Here is a 19058-nt window from a genome sequence, read left to right as displayed (position 1 = left end):
CCCTTGTCGGCGTTGCGGGTCTGATCACCGCCGTCAGGGCATGAAAAGGTGCCATTCTGTGCACTGTTGCAAAATACGGGTACAAAAGTGCTCACTAGCGCCTTGTCGGGCACTTTGGACATCGAAATCAGGAAAATCTCTTCACCCGTAGAGTTCCGGCACTGAAAAGGGCAGGACTTCATTCACCCGAAGAGTTTTAGGACGGTCTGCGGGATTTTTGCGACGGGCTGTGGTCTACGTTCGTGGTGGCAGCCAACCTCTTAAAGGACTAGGGCCAGCCACTCCGTGACTATGAACTGATAGGAGAGACCTATGACGCAAGGCTTCCGTAAAAGCATACTATTCCCGATCACTCTCATGTTCGCCGGTGTCGTCGCGTTTTTTCTCTTCCTTTATGTGACAGGGCATGATCCCGACGAAAAGCCACTAACATTGATCCATTGGATTATTGGCGGAGCGCTGATCGGTCCAGGTTTTGGCTACCTCGTCCAATGGAGGCAAGGCAGGGACCGATCCAAGTTATAAGCAACTCATAGCTTGGCGGCCGTCGCAAGTATCCTGAGAGTTGCATGGCTGATGCATCTCATGTAAATTTTCGAGACACCATTAGGAGTGACCTTATGCTCAAGATTCTAGGTGGTTTTGCAGTCGAAGCTGCAACAACAGCTCTATCGAGCTACGGCCTGATCGCGTTAGCGGCCGTTTTTTTTCCCTCATTTGGGCCGTTAGTAGCCAACTGGATTTTCGTGCCGGTCGTCTTCGTCAGTCAGTTTGCTATGAAGGTAGCGTTCAGCCGAGATGCTAGAGGCAAATTAAAACCTACGAATGCGGCAAGAAACTCCTGAGTTTCTTGGCAACTCCTGACACGCTTGAAGCTACACCTACGTGACCACCCGGCATTTCCTCTCAGCCTTTGGGTTGGAGACGCTGCAGGACTTGCCAGACGTGGAGATGCTGGTGGACGCCGGGCTGATGCAGGGCCGGGAGAATGATGTGGCCCTACCGTTAGATGGCGTTGAAAACGCCGACGTGAACGGAGCGTGATGGGAGTGCTCACTCTCGGTCAACGAAATCATTCTATGATGCCGTCACTCTCGAGTTGGACGACGACGTCTGCTTTGCGCCCTCATTGCGGTCACTCGGTCTGCGTTCGCAGAGTCCCAAATGCGGACGCAGCAGTCCGGGCAATGAATTTAACAATTTGCGGTGGAATGTTGACTGTCAACTTTGGGCACTCCCCAGGTCAAAAGGATCACTGAAGCTCACAACTGAATAGTGGACACCCTCCTGGGAGTAATGGGGGGTTGGCATACAGAACGTTGTTTTGACGCTGTGCAGTATGACAGTTCCGCCGATTCGCGACATGTCCACCTCCCGCGCTATTCTTGATCGACCGATGGCACGCTGGCTTCATCCGGCACACTGAAGACCGGAAGGATGGTAATCTGAGAACCGCTCAGCTTAGCAATGCGTTTAGCGTACGTCTGTAAGGCAGCTTCGTCGTTCTCGATCCACGAGATGTCCAAGGGGGTCATGCTCGTCGACCGGAACACAAACTCCCCACTCACTTCGTCAAGCACAAGCGCGAGCTTTAGTGCATAGGCGTAGACGTCGTCTCCCAAGCGAAGTACGGAGACGTAGAGACCGGCGTATTCGCCTTCCTCCACCTGGTCGGTGATCTCAATCGGAAACGAAAAGGCGCCGAGTTCACCAGCATTGAAAAAGAAGCTGTGCGTCTGCTGGATCGATTTGGCGGAAAGCATGACATCGCGTAGGCTGACTAGGCGATTAAGCGAACGACTTTCATCCAAGAGCTGACGCGCCATGCCTAGGACGGCAACAACCTGATCTAGGTATGCCGGCCTCTCCTCCATCATTTCAGCGCTCCCAGGCGATCCCGAAAATAGGTGATGGCCGGCATTCGAGAGCAGACTCAGCTTGGCGTCGTGGGTAAATACTGCGTCCCAAAAGCTGAACAGCTTCCACCATTCGTCCACATCGTGCGCGCTCAATTCGTCGAACGTGTTGGTCAACTTGATCGCCCCGTCCTCCACGCTGACGACTGCGTCGAGAAGCTTTGTTCGAGCGATTACTTTCATGCTTTCGACTGGTATCGTAGGCAAGGCAGGCGTGATGAGATCACAGTTCAGCTCTACGGTTCGATTACGGGTTGGGCTGGAGATAGAGATGATGCCCGCATCCACCGGGGTCGGACAGATCTGCATGACGACATTCTCGGCACCCTTAGGGAAAGGCAGCCCACCGGGGAGCTTGATCTTGAACCGCTCCTCGAAACCTTGAAGGTCCTTCACCCCTAATTGCTTCAACCCTAGCATCCCATCGATGAGATGGCTGGTTGTCATCTCCTCGAACGTGACGCTCATCGAATAGCGTTCGCTGTCCTTGAAGCCCGCCGTCTCGCGCTGGCGCAGCTTCTCTGCACCATAGGCATTCATGTCCTTGCCGATTAACTCCCGCAGTGCGGTTTTCAGGCCGTCCGGGGTCAGCTCAACCTTACGACCAGCTGCGATACCGAAGCTTATCTCGGGTTTGTTCAGCGCTTTGGTGCCCTCCGCGAACTCTTGCCTAAGACGCTTCAGGATCCGCGAGAGATTGCCGTCCAGCAGATGAACGAGATGCATATCGAGGACTTCGTCGGATCCCTCCTCCACGCGCAGGATGCAGATGAAAGTCGGACGATTGTCGCCGGCCAGCCTTTCAGCAACTGACAGCGTCAATGCCACCCGGTCGTTGGTCGCCAGGATGCTCTTGATCTGGATCGAGCACCCCAGGGGCGCACGGCGCATGTCGAAAGGCTCGGTTTCCACCCTTTCCGAAGAGGGAAACTCCACGATGCGATCCCTACCTAAGCGGTCCGGTTCAATCCGGCCAGCAAGCAGTTTGGCTTTATTGGCCAGAAGGTCGAACCATGACTCGCCAATCCTGCCTATATGATCTGAGATAGACGACTCGGACATTTGATTCCTTGCGCTTGAAACTGCTGGCCGCCTCAGGGATAGATGGATTAGCTCTACCGCGCAAAGACGTCGTTACGACGCAGACTGTGGTCGGCAGCGGGCTCCTACCTCATATAGCGCGCACCTCGACCTATCCGCCAGTGGGCGAACCGCCCCTACCGCTCTAGGTCATCGCCGTCACTTGTCGACATCGTCGAATACCGAACGCGTTGTGGCGGCAGATTTGGTCGAAAATTGCTCATCCTGTCAATCGGCGCGGAAAGTTGACCCTTTCGGGCGTGGGGAATCTTATAAGCGAAACGCCTCGCGGTCCGACTGAGATTGAGGACCCCGTCAATGCGAAGTATTTGCGCCAAAGCGGAGGGCGGCCAGTCAAGTGCTAAGCCAGGTAGACTTCAATGGCGCTCTTCCCACTCCCTTGTTTGTTCACCACGATACGCGTGAGGATACGCTCCTTCATCGCTTCGACGTGGCTAATGACACCGACCTGCCGGCCTTGCGACTGGAGGCTTTCCAGTGCATCTATCGCCAAGTCCAGGCTGGCTGTGTCTAGTGATCCGAACCCCTCGTCGATGAACAATGTCGATGCAAGGCCACCCTTGCCTCCCATTCGTGAAAGCGCGAGCGCAAGGGCCAGCGACAACAGAAAACGCTCGCCGCCCGAGAGACTGCGCGTGGCACGGGCTTCATCCCCCATATCGCGATCCTCTACCTGCAATGCGAGGTCAGCCGCGCGGCGCAGGCGGTAACGTGGATTAAGGTCGATTAGATGGTGGTTGGCGTGATCGACCAAAACGTCCAGCGTTATGGATTGCGCCACCCTGGCGAATTTGTCCCCGCTGCGAGAACCTGCTGCGTAGTTCACCGCGTCCCACACATCCAGCTCTGTTTGTGCCTGTTTGATTTCCGTTTCCAGCCCGGCAAGGGCATCTCGCGCCGCAATATCACGTTGGAGTTCGCTGTCGATTCCGCCGATGCGTTCTGCCCGTGTTTGGATGGCTGCATCCAGTGCGGACATTGCGTTTGTCAGCTCCTCCGGCCGATCTTCCGGCAGGCCTGCCGCCTCCGCTTCGGAATGATCCTTCCGGCGCGAATCCAGCGCGGCGCGCGCCGAAATAACGTCATCGTCAAGCTTACGAAGACGTTGCCGCAGGGCGACAATCTCTGTTTCCTTGAGGGCAAATATTTGGTCCAAATCATCCTGGACCAAATCCGAAAGGGCCAATGCACTCGCGAGCGTCGCTTCTGCAGTCTTAAGCGTTTTTTTGGCGCCAGATAATTCATCAGCGGTACTTTCGGACTTGGCCTGCGCGGCCGCCGAAACATTCATGGCTGCTGCAAAGGCTTCACGGGCGGCGTCCAACGCGGTTGCCGCAGCTTTGCGCGCCTCGTTGTGCTGGGTTCGATGGGTCGATGTGGCTTCGCCACCCAATAGCGGTACACGCTCTGCCTGCAAGCTTTGTAATGCGTTCAGACGTGCGGTGACCGCGTCTTTGCCTAGATCGAGGTTCTTGGAGGAATTATCCGCCCGGCTTTCAGCCGCTGCTATTAGGAGGGCGAGTGAAATGAGCGCGCCGGCAGTCGCGTCGCGGGTTTTGCGAAGCCCGGTGATCTTTAAGACCCGGTTTTCCAGCCGCTCAGTTAGTTCGGGATCACCCAAGGTTTCGCCGAGTCGCTCCAGCAGCGGCGAAATCGCTTTTGCATGGCGGGCAACTTGTACCTCAGCAGTTTCGGCTGCGCGCAGGCTGAGCGCGCGACTGCTGGAGGCGACTGCGTGCTTGGCTGTCAGGTCTTCCCGGGCAGTGGCATGGCCGGCAATGATCTTGCGCAGGTCTTCGCGCATGCGCGACACTTCAACAAGTTTTTGTCGAAGATCGGCCAGTTCCGTTTGAGCTTCAGCCTCTGCATTCCGTGCGACGTCCGCCGCGGCCAGCAGAAAATCGAGCCCTGATAGGCCTTCGCCTATCTGACTTGGTAGGGAAGGGCACTGGGGAACTTTCGCGGCCCTGCCATGCGCTACCTGCCAATCGGCCAATGCGGCCGTGATTTTGGCATTTGCTGTCTGTGCATTTTTTCCGGCCAGCTCAAGTTCTTTTTGTGCGCCATCCTGCGCACGTTGGGCTGCCGCCTGCTTATCCCGCGCCACCTCAACAGCGGCTCGAGCAGCGACAAGGTCGGCACGAAGGCTTGCGGCGAGATCCGCAAGAGCACTATCGGCATGTGTGGGATGATCCGTGGAACCACAGACCGGGCAGGGTATTCCAGGCTCAAGACGCAGACGGAGTTGTTGGGCAGCTTCGGACACCGCCATGTCGGCGCGCTGGGTGGGAGCGCTGAGGGCGGCGGCATGCGCGCTCGCCTTTGCCATTGCCTCACCAGCAGAGGCAGCATCGGCTTTGGCGACGTCGATGGCTTCCCTTGCAAAAATAGCGCTTGTCTCTGCTGCAGCAACATCCGACTGGGCAAGATTGTGGTCGTGTTCGGCGCGACGCATATCGGCAAGGGCTGTCGCGAGCGTCTGATGTTCCATTCCGCGGCCCGGTGGATGGCTGGCCTCGGTGGCTCTTACCTTATCTGTGTGCTCGATCGTTTCCTGATGAAGTTTCGCTTCCTCCTGCATGTCCGCCTGTGTCTTGGTTGTCAGTTCGGTCAGTGCGAGGTTTAATGTCCGGATCTGCTCATCATGGGTGGCAATGTCCGTCGTTGCCTTTGTCAGGCTGGAATGCGCTTCGGCGTGCTCCGCAATGTGCTGGCGGGTGTGTGCCCAGCTATCCGCCAATGTGCAATCTGGGGAAAGGCCGGCCAGTTCGGCTTCGGTCGCTCGCAGAGTTTCGCTGGTTTCGGCATCTTCCCGTTGCAAGGCCTGAAATGCATGTCGGGCGTCTGATGCGTCCTGCTCCAATATTTCGGTTTGCGAGCGGGAAGTCTCCAGTTCCGACTTGGCCGAGACGATGCGGCTATCTAGCGTGGCCGCCTGATCCCAAAGCGGGCCAAACTGCTTAAAGCTATCTTCCTGCGCCGCGTGTTCTGCCTCCGCCTGGCTGGCCACGTCTTTTAGTATATCGGCATTTGCCACGGCCTCATCCGACAGGACTTTTTGCGTCGCGGCCAGGTCCGTGACCTGTGTTAATCGGGCTTTGCTGTTTTGCACTGTCTGCCACTCAGCGCGCAGCGGGCCCGCCAGCTCAATTCGCGCAAGCTTGGAGCGATCTGCATCGGAATTGCTTTGATGGGTAACCGCCTGTTCGAGCTGGGCTTCGGCGAGGGTGACTTGCCGGGACGTTTCGGTATGGCGAGCATGCCGGGCCAGTCCGGCCTGAATGGTCTTCGTTTCCTCACCTGCCAGTTGATTGGCCTGTGATGCGCAAAGCCGTTCATCCTCCAGTGCCGCACGGTTCTCATCCGTCAGAATGTTGTGCCCCTCGCGCCGCTGCACCAATGCCGAATGCACCCGGCGAGCAGCTTCGGTACGCTCAAAAATGCGCGAGGAGACCGCTCGGTAGAGGCCAGTACCTGTGACTTTTTCCAACAGTCCGGCACGATCATTGGTGTCGGCGCGAAGAAAGGCATCAAAATCGCCTTGTGCGAGCAAGACCGTGCGGCGAAACTCATCATATGAAAAGCCGGTCAGCGCCACAGTTTGTTCAGCGACGATTGTGCTCTGGCTGGCAAGGATCTTCCCGTCAGAAGCGCGCGCCAGCGATCGCGAGACGTTCTGCAGTTGTCCATCGACCCGATCGCGGGCACGCCGCGCTTGCCAACGAGCGATATAATCCTGGCCGTCGCGTGCCGTGAAACGAACCTCGGCCCAACCCTGCGCCGCACCCCGGCGCAAGACAGAGCGAGAATCTCTGGCCCTGATGTTCTTGCCGGACGGGTCAGGCACTTCGTCGCTTGCAGATCCCGCAAGGCGTGGTGCGTCGCCATAGAGCGCGAGGCACATTGCATCCAGGATTGACGATTTGCCCGCTCCCGTCTCGCCGGTGATCACGAAAAGCCCAGCACCCGCCAGCGGCTCTGCCGTAAAGTCGATAACGAACGGCTGGGCAAGGCTTGCAATGTTCTGACCGGAAATGGAGAGGATGCGCATGAGATAGAAATTCCGTATCAGATTTCGGACAGGGCATCGCGAAAGGCGGCCAGATGCGCTGGATCCGGATCGACGCCGTGTGATTGGTTGAAAGCCTTAAAAAACAGATCTTCCGGGGATGTGTCGGAGAGGCTTGGCGGTGGCAGTTCAGGTGCGGTGACTGTCCCGGGTTTGGTGATCGAAAGGCCTGCAAGGCGAACTGGAAGCGCTTCGAGAAGCGCTTCGGCTTCTGCGGCGATCTGGGTTATCGGCCGGTCGGCGATCAGCGAGAGATAAACGAACGGTTGCGCATGGCGCGGTGTGTCGGGCGACAGATCCAGATTGCTCAGAGCAGAGGAGACGTCCGCCAGCGATGCGACACCGGTTTTGGGTAGGCGATGTATTGGTACGGGTCGGAGTAGAGGGATATGCCGCGGTTCAAACCCATGATCGAGATCGAGCAGCGTTACGCCGTGATCATAGCCAATTTCGGTTGCCGACAACGGGAAGGGCGAACCGGAATAACGCACCCTTCCACCATCAAGCGATTGATGTCGGTGTAAATGGCCAAGAGCGACATATGATAGAGCGGGCGGGAAGATGTCGGGGGGGACTGCATGTTCACCGCCGATAAGGATACGCCGCTCCGCCCCTTCGGATTCGAGACCGCCGGCGCAAGTCAGATGCCCCATGGCAATGATTGGCAATCCAGCGGCGCGAACCTCGGCGGCATCCGACATAGCCATGTGCAAAGCGCGGACTGCGGCGGTGACCACGGGTTCGGCCCCGCCGGTCGCACCCAATTGCAGCCCCGGTAGGTCAGCCTGACGCAGGAAGGGCACAGCCAGTACATGCAAACGGACCATGCCCGTGCTGTCACTCAATGGGATGACATGCCGGTCAATGTCCATACCACTGACCCCGCGCCGCAATGTGCCCAAAACGTGCACGCCAAGCTCTTTCAACACCGCCTCAGGCGCCTCAAGCCGCTGTGCTGGGTCGTGGTTTCCAGCGGTCATCACGATTTGCAGCTTGGGATTTGCACGCAAGAAACCCGCGATGGCGGAATAAAGCAATCGCTGTGCTTCCCCCGACGGATTGATGCCGTCAAATACATCCCCTGCGATAAGCAATACATCAACGCGTTCCGTCAAAATCACACTACACAGAGATTCTAGAAAAGCCTCGTGTTCATACTCACGAGACCAACCGTTCAGGGTTTGGCCGATATGCCAGTCAGCCGTGTGCAGGATACGCATTGGGTTTTTGTAAGCCTTTTTTCGATTGCTTCGTGGTCGCGGAGTAGCTCTACGCGGAAATTTCCAGGATTTCTGAGCGATAACAACGAGTAGGGTTCGATCAAAAACTACTGATTCAGGACTATCGCTTCGCAGCGTACCGTTTGGCTACGTTTTTATTGATGTAAGAGTTCAAACCATCACCGGCATCCGCAAGGCGCTTCATCTGATCAACATGCCCGGCCCCAGCGCTGGAATAAGTGTAAGTGTAGTAGCGCTGAATTCCGCTCTGGAACTCGACTTCAATCCAGTCCCCGCCATAGCGATAGAAAATGACTCCAGAGTCGCCGTCAAAGTCACGATAAGCAGGCATGCTTGACCTCATTTCTCTGTGTTGAAAAGATCCAGTGTGCGGTCGTCTCGGCGCCGGCTCATTCCTTCACCGAGATGTAGGCACGAATGTTTCGTGCTCCTGAGCTCCTGCCTCGCTTCGAAATGAACCCACCCGCCTCTCGGCATGCGAACGCTGACGACTTCCGTTCCGCAATAAGGGCAGGGATGGTGGTAGCTGCCACTTTTAGATGTTTCACCTGTTGAATGGCGGACGAGGGTCCCGCGAACTGAAGTGGTCTTTCCGTCGCGAAGACGCCGCGTGTGCGATTTCCTAGGGCTCCATCGATGGGCCATCGTGACAACTCCGTGATTGGCGCTTCCAATACGTCTATTTTCTATACGTATAATTTTTAAATGGACCGAAGCAGAGAGTCAAGCTAGTTAAATCCTATGACGATCAATGACCTTAAGTATGCCCAACGCGAGCGCGTGATTTTTCTTGACCGGTGCTTGACTTGGCGAGGTGCCGCAAATCGGCGGGACCTTATGGAGCGCTTTCAAATATCCAGCGCTCAGGCGGCGATTGATTTCCGGACCTACCTGCAATTGGCTCCCGTTCCGCCAGATTATGACACCGTGCGGAAGGCGTACATTGCGCGCGCAAATCATCAGTCGCTGATGACGGCCAGCCTAACCACCGACTTTGAGGTTCTGGAGGATGCCGAAGACGGCGAAAGTGGCTCGGCTTCGGTTCCGCAGCCATTTCGTCGAGCCGACGCAGCAATCGTGGCGCGACTTTACAATGTGATGAGTGCGGGAAGAGCAATCCATGTTTCCTACACGTCGATGACGACAGGTGCTGACGAAGGACAGTGGCTGGCACCGGTTCGGTTCACATCGGATGGGGAGAACGTCCATCTCCGCGCATTCAGCTTCAAGCATCAAGCTTATCGTGACTATCTTCCGATCCGCTTTAGCCCGTCGAGTTCATTTGACGAACGCCAGCTGGAGCAAGCTTTGCCTTTGGATGAAGAGTGGCGCACGCAAGCTCGCATTATCCTACGTCCCCACGCAGCACTGTCCGCTCAACAGGCCGCGGTGGTGCGCAAAGAGTATGGTTTTTCGGGTGATTTTCTGGTGGTAGTGGTTCGCCAGTCGATGGAATTTTATTTGAAACGCCGATGGCGTCTTGAGGAGAAAAACGCGCGACTGCAGATTGTCAAAATTGAGTATGAGCCTTGGGACGACATAAGAGAAGGTTAGCATCGTTTCGGGTTACCGCTTGCGAAGCTCAGCATCACGCATCAAAAGCCATGGGAGGCTTTGGCGGAACCCAACACACCGGCATCTCAGTGAAACTGTGCGGAGGACTAGTCAATGGCTATCGAACACAGTAGGGACTTAGGTGCAACCAAAGGGGAACGGTTACGATGACGAAAGTCACCACTGCGGTATCGCTACTGGGCCGGAGGAAGCCAGACAGGGCCAAAACCGTTGGTAATGGCTTTGCGGTCGTTGACCTGTTTTGCGGGGCAGGTGGCTTGTCGGATGGCTTCCGGCAGGCGGGCTTTAACGTGCGCGCAGGGTCCGACAACGACCCCGACGCACTGGCGACTTACGCCACCAATTTCCCTGAAGCCGAGGCAATTCTAGGTGATATTCGTACCCCAGAAGTGGGCGAGCGCATCCGAACAGCAGCGCGCTGCGCGACGGTACTAGTGGGCGGGCCACCTTGCCAAGCCTTCTCACAGGTTCGTAACCACAGCCGCGTTATCGATGACCCGCGAAATTCACTCTACCGGGAATTTGTTGAGACATTGCGCGACGCAGAACCGCTCGCGTTTGTCATGGAAAATGTCACTGGGATGGACCAGATGGGTATCCGTGAACAGATCCTTGCAGATCTCTCGCTAGACGGGACATATGACGTCATCGCGCAGATAGCCGACGCCGCCGATTTTGGTGTACCGCAGACCCGTAAGCGCTTATTGTTTATTGGCGTTCGCATCGGCATGGGCATGACCCCGCCGCTGGTGGTTGGCACGAGTGCAACTGGATCAATCACACTAGCACGGTTCACAGGTAACTGGCGGCCGCGCTACCAACTGGTTGTACAACAGAACTTGCCGAGCATGCAGCTCGGCAAGGCCCTGTCCGATCCAGACGATCTAAGCGTGGTGACTGCGCATCAGGCGCTTTCTGATTTAGCTTGCCTCCCGATTGGCAACCGTGACGATGTAGTAGCCTGGGCAGAGCTGCCCGCGCCGTCTAGCGCCTATCAGCGCCTAATGCGCGAGGAGGCCGGCGAGGTCGTCACCAACGTTCAAGTCCCACGCATAAATCTTGATACGCGAATGCGGCTAGAGGGAATACCCCAGGGAGGCAATCATCGCGACCTTGACGAGCACCTTCTCGAGCGCTTCCTGACCGGCCAGCGCTGGGGCCAAGATAATGGTTCAGGCAAGCTTTCGCGCAAGCATTTCTATGCCTATCGACGCCTCCATCCTGGAACGTGGGCGTGGACCCTCAACACCAAGGCAGACTCGGTCTATCATTTTGAGGTGGCGCGCGCGCTTTCTGTGCGGGAGTTTGCGCGACTTCAATCGTTCCCGGACCGCTTTGTCTTCACTAGCGATCCACGTCGAGGCGGTCTTCCAGGGCGTCATAGTGGCGGCCCTTCGCACTCTCGATACCGTCAGGTTGGAAATGCTGTTCCGCCTCTGCTCGCAAAAAATGTCGCGATCTCGCTAAAAGCCGAGTTAGATGCTTGCATGCAGCGAGACGCGCTCCGCGCCGATGCAGGGTGATCGATGACTGAAATTGACGGTATTGCGCAAAGCAACAAAGCGGCGGATCGTGCTTTCGGGGCTGATAACCGCAATAGACTTATAGATCATTACTTCTCAGACATTGTAGAAGCAGATGTTAAGCCAGCCAATGCCTGGGCGCATGTCTATCGGCTCTTGCTTTGGCTCGACCCGACCACAGGGCTTGCTCATTGTTACGAAAGCGACAAATCTCAACCCGGTAAACCGTGGTATGCCCGCTCGCTTGCCTTCCATGACTGGCTTGCCACGGCGCTCGGTGTCGCACCCGACGCCCTGCCCGAATCGATCGATTGGCTGTTCATCAAGGCCTGTTCCGATCTTGCTGCAGTTGTTCTCCGTCGCGAAGCGAAGCTCGCCGAAGTCGCGTCACGGCAACGTACGCCTTACGTGAACCGAAACTTCCCGGAGCCAGGTAGCGATCCCGAATTAACTGCTATAATCCGTGATGCCCTCGAATCCTATCTAGTCAGCGAACCGCCAGAAATGACCTGGCATACTCTCACGCAACGCGTTCGCTCATATTTGGCTGTCCAGAATAAGCGTAAAAACCTCGTGGGTGAAGGTTTCGAGGATGTTCTGGCGCAGGCTGTACGGCGTGCTTGCAAGCTGCCCAGCGACCAAATCTTCACACGCAGTCTGTTATACGACATCCCTGGTTTCAACCGAGCCAAGATCGGTAGTAAAGAGAACAAGGTTGATCTCGCGATCATTAGCCCATCGATGCGCACTTTGGTAACAGCGAAATGGAGCGTGCGCGCTGACCGCGAGAAGCAGTTTCCCACCGAGTACGCTGAGTACATCAGTGCTCAATCGGAGAACCGCAAATTCGAGTATGTCTTTGTGACCAATGAGTTCGATCCCGCTCGACTGATGCGCGCTTGCGAAAATCTCCACAATAATCATCCGATGTTTGACTGTGTTGTTCACATCAACACGGATGCGCTGAAAGCCTGTTATGGTGGCGCAACAGCCGGTGATAAGCAGTCGACCGAGACACAACGCCGCGTCCTGCATCATATCGAGGTCGGCCGGCTGATCAGCCTTGAACGCTGGTTCGACCGCTTGCTTGGTCAACGATAACTTCCGCGAACCCAGGATCGGTGCAAGGCTTGGCACGTTGGTGACACTAAGGGTGACTAACATTATCTGTTCGTTGCAGGCCGTATTATTAGAGGCCTCTGCTCGATACCTACGGTTCATATGTGACGCCGCATTGCTTCCGAAGTGCAAAATCAACTCTGCCGCAAATTTAGATGCGTTGCTTTCAGCGATGTCACGGACCGCAGAACATCCTGTCGGCCTCCAAACTTTTCACCGCCGGATCTGGATTGGGTCATCTTGATGCTACCCTAATGTCCCCTTTGAGAAGAACGGGAGTTATGAGGGATTTAATCTGAATTTAACAATTCGAAAGCAATGCAAGTACGCTCGTTCACCGCTTCGAGCATTACCTTTAAATCTCACACTTCCACCCCTTGCCACTTCAAGTGCCCCAATCGGCCCTAGATCAATCGATTTGGGCGCTTACTCCTACCTTTGCTATCCGACATTGGTTGCTCGTCGCGTGTTGAACGGCGCGAAATTTTCCTCGCTCGTTCAGCAAGTCGAACAATCTCGTCGAGTGCGCCAGATATGACTTCGTAGTCCTCAACACGCTGCTGTGCTTGTCCAGTTCCCCGAAGCGCGAGCCGGCTTACAACATTGGGAAGGATTTCAACATCGATGGATGCGCTGCCACCAATTATAACGCTAGATAAATCCGCCTTTCCGGACGAGATGAATCGCAACTCCGTAGATGAGATGTCGGCGGACACCATACCGAATAAATCTGACTCTACCAGTATATCTCTTACCATCCTTCGACCTACTGAATGCGCATATCCGAGAACGTTACTTTCTTCGAACAGAGAAGCACACACACCAAACCATGTAGCCGCGCCATCGAGCCAGCCTTCAAATTCTCTTGCAGATCTTAACATGTCGAAGGATCCGTTTCCGGCGATTGCGAGCATGAGGCCCGCCAGAAACTCATCGTCCACTCCAAACCGCCTGCGGCTCTTCATTTCTGATAGCAGCTTGTTGAAGCGCCCTACCCGCTCCTCCCTTGAGGCAACCAGCATTGATCGCAGGTCGACGCCCGAGCCCGTTGCCCGCGCTGCATAATGGAGCGCCTCACCATTTATGGTGCCGACGTCTAGTGCGACCGAAAGAAACTCCACGATCCCGCCTTGCAGCCGGCCGGGCCCATTTCGTGATATCGCGGCATGAATATACTGCCACGCATTGCTTGATGCTTCGGTAGAGGGTCCAACAGCGATGTCCTGCCCTATCGATCGTATCTGTAGCCACTCGTTCAGCACCCAGTCCAGCGCAACAGGCTCGTAGCCGGCGAGCACGCACTGGCCAAGTACTGAGGAAAGCGTCGAACGTACTGGCGGAACGACACTCGTGGCACGGTCGCCGTTCTTGGCTGCACCAAGCCACGCTTCCGCAATGCTCGCTCCAGCCGCAATCTTGGCGACCTCCAAGCTTTTAGGGAAAGCAACCCGCTCGTGTTTAAGGCTCTCTAGCAGTTCCAACGGCAGAACCCTAAAATATGCTGTGTAAGGCTGTACGTTGCCGAAGTAAGTCGACACGAAGGCAAAGAAGTCGCGGAACTTGCCACGTTCCAAGCAGACTATCGGTCGTGCATCGGTAATGCCCTCCGGCCACGCGAGCATTACCTCGCCATCTTTCGCGTTGAACCGCAAGCCTTCCTCAGGCTGCACAGGCGCTCCCGCCAGGGCCAACGACATCCAATGCACAAACTGCTCGCGGCTTAGCGTGCGAACGGTTATCAGAGTCATTTAAAGAGATCCTTCAAATCTGGCTCCACTGGCTTCACGATTTCACAGGCTCTGAGACCCTTCTCAAGATAGCCCGCGAGCGCGGTGTCATGATAAACGACCAAAGTCGTTTTTGCTCGTGTCACAGCAGTGTAGGTCAGGTTCCTCTGCTTAGCGAAGTTTTTCAGCTTATCAGCAGCCATCAGGTGCACAGCCCGAAACTCCAATCCCTTCGCGCCCTGAACTGTACTCACGACAATAGGAAATGACTCATCCATGGACGTATACTCGCCGGCCCGCTGGACCTGAACTTCGTTAGCCAAGTTGCTGGCGAAGAGCGTCGCCGCTACGGCCTTAAGGTCCTTTCCACGAGGGCAAAGAACACCGATCATCTCACCTGGGTATGCTTGGAGCTGCGTTTTTATTCGCGGCAAAGCCTCCTTCACTTGTTCCTCAATCGAAAGCCCTCCAATAGCCTCGACTGTAGAAGGATAAGTGCCCTCATCGTAGTTTGATGTAGTTTCCATTCCATCTGGATGCTCGAGAATATTTTTGATGCCGTCTGCAACTCTGCAAATCTTGATTCCGTTGCGGTAGTGATGCCGAAGCGGCGACTTCTTAGAACCAAGGGCCTCGAGCTTCTCCAACGCTCCAGTTTTATTAGTGATCGCTTGGTTGTTGTCGCCGACCGCGAAGATCCGTTCACCGAACGAACGTACGATCTCCACCTCCTCCGCGGAATAGTCTTGCGCTTCATCAAGGAGAATAACGTCGTAGATGTTTTCCGACTTTCCTTCAGCTGCGATTTCCGCCAGCCTGGCGAACATTGCGTCTCTGATCTTGTCGAATTCGTCTTCCTCCTCAAGGGAGACACCGTTCGCGGCAAGCACTTCGTACGCCCACCGCATGAATGTCTGGACTTTGTCGGGTGCGAAAGGATAGTGAGCTGTACCCGAGGAAATGAACTCTTTCAGGACACGCCCAAACGCGAGCACCTTAATATTCTTCGTGCCTTTCTTGTGTAGGTATGCTGCTCTCAATAGTAGCAGGTTTGTCTTCCCGCAGCCTGGAGGGCCAATTACAAGATGGTCTATATTATCACCGAGAGATATTACCTTTGTTTGATCCTCGTCAAGTTGCCCGAGGTCCTTCCACCATGATGCTTCCATCACATAACTCCCAGTTGGTCGAGATTCACCGGACTATCGATGTTCTGTTGAGCGTGGTCCAGGCTGATGAAGACTGCTGCTTCGATTCGATCACCCACAGCACCTGAGCTATAAGGCCCTCGGAACACTTCAGTTTCTGGTGCATCCGCTGAGATTTCCTGGCCAGGCATTGCGGACACGAAAATCGCTATTGCTTGGGCGTCTGCATCAATAATTTTTACTTTGACGTCGATCACCAGTCCCACCGCGAGATTGAGCATGTACGAGGCTTGCATTCTCACGACCAATTCCCTCGAATGCAGCGCGGTCCGCGAAATCTCCAAAGGCGGGATAAGAGTTGCGTTGCCCTGCCTAATTCGACGAAACTCAATCTTCAGGCCTTCGATGACAGTGTCCAAAAGTTCCGCTTCGTCGGCAGATTTGTCTACAGGCGGGCCAACTGATTGTATTTGTGCAAATAGTGCACGCTGACCAACCCGCTTGCGCGCCTCTTCAGCAGCAGAAAGTGCCGGCGGTGCCCTGAACGAGTCCCAGTTGACGACCTCCAAACGCTTCTCTGGATCCTTGACCAATGCCATACGACAAGCGTCAACGAGGAACGACGGTGCGGTTTCGCTAGCTATACTTGGATGTTCAAACTGAACCGCATTGACAAGCGCCGCGTAAGGATTCAAGAACTCTCCAAAAATTGGGCGCCGCATTATCAAGTCGTGGACAACTGCTCCCACCTGATAAAGGGCAAGTGCCCTCCAGCCATTCTTGTCGTTCGACTCTTCCCTGAGTAAAAATTCCGGCGAACTATACTGCAGTGTCCCAATGAAGATTCGTTGACCGTCAAAATCGGTCGGGCCATCGGAATCGCCGACCGGCTTTAGGACGCCAAAGTCAAGGAGCACGAGGCGCTCGTAATCCCCAAGGATTACGATGTTGGCCGGCTTGATATCACGGTGAGCGAGATCGTGGGCCTCTAGGAATTCACAAGCGGAAACGAGTTGCTCGACAAGTGCAGGCACCTTGGCCTCTGGAACGTCGGCCAAGCAGTTGGCAAGGCTCGGGCCGTTGAGGAATTCCATGACAATGAAGTGGTTGTCCTCGAAGACACCTCCGCCAAGGATCCGAACCATGTTGGGGTGCTCCTTGCCGACAAGAGTCAACTCCCTCTCAATCCTTGCAATCTGCGATTCGTCGCCGTAGCGCTTAATAAGCTCGTCGTCGAATAGCTTGAGCGCTACAGATCTTTCATCGTCCTCTGCCAGAAATACCGCGGCTGACTTCCCATTGTCGATCAGCAATTTGACCGTCCACCTGTCGATCTTCTTCCCTTTGAAGCGGTCTTCCCACTGTTTAGCCTTAGTTGAATCCACTCTGCTCCACCCCAACGGCCCACCGCTAAAACTTAAATATGACAACGATCAGTCTACACGTAGAGCACGAGTCCGACAACTCTCTCTTATCCTATGATTGTCTTCTACCACCTTTATGACCTCTCAATCGGTGGTGACGGAAGGCCTATTTTCCAACTAGAGCCGGATCGTGTGAAGGAAGAAGGACCGTATCATCCCGATCCTCGCAGAGCGGCGGGTACAGGCAGCGGAAGTCGTCTGTATAGCGTGGCTGCTCTTGCCAAAATAACAAGCATTGAAGATGCATTGAATGCAAATGCAATGCGTACTGCCACCATTACGTCATCAGCGGCTCGGTGGCCCAGCCGCCAGCTCATGCTTTTTGGCAATTTCCGCAGTCGTCTTCTCAATACCCGGATAGATCGTGCTCGATTTTATGTTGAGCTTTGCAAGATCACGCAAAATCTCGGCTTTGTTTCTGATTGTCATTCGCCGGACGTTGAGGGAGCTAAAGCCAGTTTCAGGCAACACTGAATCCTTGCCGAACAATAGAAAAGCACCAGATTGTGAAGTAATCCGCTCGTTCGTGTTCCGGCCGCGGACGAACATTATTCTTTCTAGGTCACCAGGCTCGATACGGTCCTCGAAATATGGCTTTTCCCGGCGAATAAAATGCAAGAGCTTTTTGCATTCTGAGGTTTCGTTAAAAGCGATCAGTTCTTGGGATGGCTTCATCTTATCCTTCTCTACATCGGTCAGAAGGCATATATTAGCAACACAGCTAACGGTATCTGAATCGAAAAAACGCACGTCGGACGACTTCGTGGTTAAGACAATTACTTCACCGACCACCTCGCTGCCGTTTTCGTCGCGCTTGTCGTCGGCACAGCAGAAATAAAGGGCCACCAGAGGGTTCGACGTCACATCGAGCAGCCTTGTAGGCAAGCCGTAGTGCTGCATCCGCACCAGCTTGTCTAGCATGTATTCGTCGCTAGAGAACGCTGTTGCCTGGGCTGTAAGCAGCTCGCGAACGATCGTTTCTTCCTTGTGCCTGTAGCGCCAGTCTCCATTCTCGTTCTTGCGGAAAAGCGACGGAATGAGCTTGTAGAGCCTATCCGAATGACCGCGATAGAAGATCTCTTCATCCGGAGCGAACGGCAGACTCAGCACGTAGTTCATGAAGCCGACCAAACTTTCTATGACTGGCAAAGCAGGTTGATCGTCAGGCAACGATGGGCCTGCCAGCGGCTGCGGCTCCGTGGGAGACGGGACGTCGACCGCAAACGGCGGCAGTACGAGACCGGCGCTAGCGAGCGTTGTAGGAAGGTCGCTGTCCTTTACGGCCCAGTGAGTCCGACTTAGCTCCCATTTGCCGAAGGAGAAGGTGTTTTCGAAAGCCTGCCTGTCGGTTACCGTATGTTCGCCAAAATGCTGATCAATACGGAATCTATAGACTATTTCTTTTCCAACAATACGGATATTCCATACTCGACCAAGTCTAGCTCTAACAAACTGTCGCCCCTCCTGGTCGATCTGGAGTTCGCTCATGAAAATCGTTTCTAATCGCGATAGAAACGTCACAACCTCTTCTGTTATCGGTTTCAAGCGTTGCTCGATAGCCTCCTCAGTGTATTCGAGGTATCGGGACAGAGGGAATGAGGCTTCGTTAACGCTACCTAGCGCAACATCCCAGTCGCTGTCGTTCCCCATCATCAGCAGGTTGAACAAGTTCGGATTTCCTTATAAATTGAGCCCATGTAGCCCTCTTGTGAGCTCGCATACAATGGGATGATGGAGATAGATCCACAGTTGTAAAGTCTCATTAGGTTTGTTTGGGTCAGGCACCCGGATTATTCGCTATTCTGCAACGAAGCCGGTTAGTAGTCGCCGGCCGGGAGACGAACCATTGGTGCTGAAGACCGACACCCGTCAGGCAAACTGGCGCCGGGCCAATCCGGCGAAATACGATGCACACCTGGCCGTGCAGCGAGCCGTCAAGGCAGGCGATCTTGCCAAACAACCCTGCGAGGTCTGCGGCATCGACACGGTCGACGCGCATCACGACCAGTACGACGACCCTCTCGACGTGCGCTGGCTCTGCCGCCGTCACCACACCCGCCTGCATCACTATGGCGAGGACATGTTTCCTATCCGAACCGCATGACCGCTCGCGATCCTACCGGCTCAACCCAAGCCCCTTCGTTCGGCTGAGCTGCTGCTTCAACGTGTGATCCCGCGTGAGCTCCGCCATGCGGGCGCGCTCCACGATACGGGC

13 protein-coding genes and 1 pseudogene are annotated in these 19058 nt (G+C 55.3%); 6 read left to right on the top strand and 8 right to left on the bottom strand.

All coding sequences use genetic code 11. From position 1 onward, the window contains the following. The first annotated feature begins 620 nt into the window (after positions 1–620). Positions 621–845 carry a hypothetical protein gene (locus C8J33_RS25660; RefSeq protein WP_132665817.1) on the top strand — a complete coding sequence of 75 codons (225 nt, stop codon included), beginning with the start codon at positions 621–623 and terminating at the stop codon, positions 843–845. Between the two features lie 31 nt (positions 846–876). Further along, positions 877–1044, top strand: a pseudogene (locus C8J33_RS25655) (SMC-Scp complex subunit ScpB); the annotation flags it as partial. Positions 1045–1379: 335 nt separating this feature from the next. Here the strand turns inward: C8J33_RS25655 and C8J33_RS25650 are convergent. From C8J33_RS25650 to C8J33_RS25635, 4 genes are all read right to left on the bottom strand, one after another. Further along, positions 1380–2978, bottom strand: coding sequence for a hypothetical protein (locus tag C8J33_RS25650; protein ID WP_132665816.1), 1599 nt, complete (start codon positions 2976–2978; stop codon positions 1380–1382). Between the two features lie 379 nt (positions 2979–3357). Then, positions 3358–7068 (bottom strand): AAA family ATPase, encoded by a 3711-nt coding sequence (locus C8J33_RS25645; RefSeq protein WP_132665815.1) that lies wholly within the window; start codon positions 7066–7068, stop codon positions 3358–3360. 17 nt (positions 7069–7085) lie between these two features. Continuing rightward, entirely contained in the window at positions 7086–8306 is a 1221-nt protein-coding gene (gene sbcD, locus C8J33_RS25640) for an exonuclease subunit SbcD (RefSeq protein WP_132665814.1), read from the bottom strand. Between the two features lie 121 nt (positions 8307–8427). Further along, entirely contained in the window at positions 8428–8658 is a 231-nt protein-coding gene (locus C8J33_RS25635; protein ID WP_132665813.1) for a hypothetical protein, read from the bottom strand. Positions 8659–9164: 506 nt separating this feature from the next. On the opposite strand from C8J33_RS25635, the gene C8J33_RS25630 reads away from it, so the two are divergent. The 3 genes from C8J33_RS25630 to C8J33_RS25620 all read left to right on the top strand — a co-directional run bounded on the left by C8J33_RS25630 (position 9165) and on the right by C8J33_RS25620 (position 12526). Continuing rightward, positions 9165–9881 (top strand): hypothetical protein, encoded by a 717-nt coding sequence (locus tag C8J33_RS25630; protein WP_132665812.1) that lies wholly within the window; start codon positions 9165–9167, stop codon positions 9879–9881. 167 nt (positions 9882–10048) lie between these two features. Continuing rightward, positions 10049–11425, top strand: coding sequence for a DNA cytosine methyltransferase (locus C8J33_RS25625; protein WP_132665811.1), 1377 nt, complete (start codon positions 10049–10051; stop codon positions 11423–11425). Between the two features lie 3 nt (positions 11426–11428). Then, complete coding sequence (locus C8J33_RS25620) at positions 11429–12526, top strand: hypothetical protein (RefSeq protein ID WP_132665810.1); 1098 nt, start codon at positions 11429–11431, stop codon at positions 12524–12526. Between the two features lie 422 nt (positions 12527–12948). On the opposite strand, the gene C8J33_RS25615 is transcribed toward C8J33_RS25620, so the two are convergent. The 4 genes from C8J33_RS25615 to C8J33_RS25600 form a co-directional block, all read right to left on the bottom strand. Beyond that, positions 12949–14292, bottom strand: coding sequence for a hypothetical protein (locus C8J33_RS25615; RefSeq protein WP_132665809.1), 1344 nt, complete (start codon positions 14290–14292; stop codon positions 12949–12951). Next, positions 14289–15440: an ATP-binding domain-containing protein gene (locus tag C8J33_RS25610; protein WP_132665808.1), complete on the bottom strand. Its 1152-nt coding sequence runs from the start codon at positions 15438–15440 to the stop codon at positions 14289–14291. Before C8J33_RS25610 ends, C8J33_RS25615 begins: the two co-directional genes overlap by 4 nt. Beyond that, a complete protein-coding gene (locus C8J33_RS25605; RefSeq protein WP_165929897.1) occupies positions 15440–16804 on the bottom strand; it encodes a serine/threonine protein kinase in 1365 nt (454 codons plus the stop codon). The genes C8J33_RS25610 and C8J33_RS25605 overlap by 1 nt, the downstream gene beginning before the upstream one ends. Before the next feature lie 324 nt (positions 16805–17128). Next, a complete protein-coding gene (locus C8J33_RS25600; protein WP_245507293.1) occupies positions 17129–18511 on the bottom strand; it encodes an FRG domain-containing protein in 1383 nt (460 codons plus the stop codon). Between the two features lie 181 nt (positions 18512–18692). On the opposite strand from C8J33_RS25600, the gene C8J33_RS25595 reads away from it, so the two are divergent. Beyond that, entirely contained in the window at positions 18693–18947 is a 255-nt protein-coding gene (locus C8J33_RS25595) for a hypothetical protein (protein ID WP_132665819.1), read from the top strand. Positions 18948–19058: the final 111 nt, after the last annotated feature.

Source organism: Rhizobium sp. PP-CC-3G-465, from assembly GCF_004343445.1.
Taxonomy (GTDB): Bacteria; Pseudomonadota; Alphaproteobacteria; order Rhizobiales; family Rhizobiaceae; genus Ferranicluibacter; species Ferranicluibacter rubi.
The sequence above is the reverse complement of the archived record's forward strand: the minus strand, read 5'-3'. Positions and strand labels throughout refer to the sequence as shown.

What these genes read in the sequence shown, in the direction of transcription:
- C8J33_RS25615 (WP_132665809.1), bottom strand. Translation starts at nt 14,292, where the DNA reads ATGACTCTGATAACCGTTCGCACGCTAAGCCGCGAGCAGTTTGTGCAT.
- C8J33_RS25635 (WP_132665813.1), bottom strand. Translation starts at nt 8,658, where the DNA reads ATGCCTGCTTATCGTGACTTTGACGGCGACTCTGGAGTCATTTTCTAT.
- sbcD (WP_132665814.1), bottom strand. Translation starts at nt 8,306, where the DNA reads ATGCGTATCCTGCACACGGCTGACTGGCATATCGGCCAAACCCTGAAC.
- C8J33_RS25630 (WP_132665812.1), top strand. Translation starts at nt 9,165, where the DNA reads ATGGAGCGCTTTCAAATATCCAGCGCTCAGGCGGCGATTGATTTCCGG.
- C8J33_RS25650 (WP_132665816.1), bottom strand. Translation starts at nt 2,978, where the DNA reads ATGTCCGAGTCGTCTATCTCAGATCATATAGGCAGGATTGGCGAGTCA.
- C8J33_RS25620 (WP_132665810.1), top strand. Translation starts at nt 11,429, where the DNA reads ATGACTGAAATTGACGGTATTGCGCAAAGCAACAAAGCGGCGGATCGT.
- C8J33_RS25625 (WP_132665811.1), top strand. Translation starts at nt 10,049, where the DNA reads ATGACGAAAGTCACCACTGCGGTATCGCTACTGGGCCGGAGGAAGCCA.
- C8J33_RS25645 (WP_132665815.1), bottom strand. Translation starts at nt 7,068, where the DNA reads ATGCGCATCCTCTCCATTTCCGGTCAGAACATTGCAAGCCTTGCCCAG.
- C8J33_RS25610 (WP_132665808.1), bottom strand. Translation starts at nt 15,440, where the DNA reads ATGGAAGCATCATGGTGGAAGGACCTCGGGCAACTTGACGAGGATCAA.
- C8J33_RS25660 (WP_132665817.1), top strand. Translation starts at nt 621, where the DNA reads ATGCTCAAGATTCTAGGTGGTTTTGCAGTCGAAGCTGCAACAACAGCT.